This is a genomic window from Erwinia sp. PME.40.26/001 (assembly GCF_055556675.1).
Genome location: NZ_JBVHNP010000065.1, coordinates 1 through 331, shown reverse-complemented (window position 1 = coordinate 331; position 331 = coordinate 1). Strand labels below are relative to the sequence as shown.

The window sequence follows — 331 nt, the reverse complement described above, 5'->3', positions numbered from 1 at the left end:
CGTCGAGCATCGTGTAGAAGCCGCCGAACGTCATCTGGTCACTGACCGCGCCGCGGCCGAACTTCTGCGCCATGGCGAGGATGTGGGTCTTCTGGCCGTCGAAGAACGCCGTGACGCGCGTCGTGTTGACGGTGCCGGGGCAGACGGCGGCGAGGTCATCGTGCTGGCGGATGACCTCTTCCACGAGGATCTCGCCGCGTTCGAGCAGACCGCGGTGGAATGCAGTCCAGTCCTCGACCTCGGCCGCGTGATAGCGGTGCACGCCGGTGCCGGCCTGGCCCACGGGCTCCTTGGTCACGATGGTGCCGAGGCGCTCGGTGAAGGCGCGCAG

1 protein-coding gene is annotated in these 331 nt (G+C 68.3%); it reads right to left on the bottom strand.

Annotated elements, in window-relative coordinates; genetic code table 11:
* Positions 1 to 331: hypothetical protein (locus ACZ3HG_RS23245; protein WP_465334672.1), on the bottom strand; the 331-nt coding region annotated here is incomplete at both ends.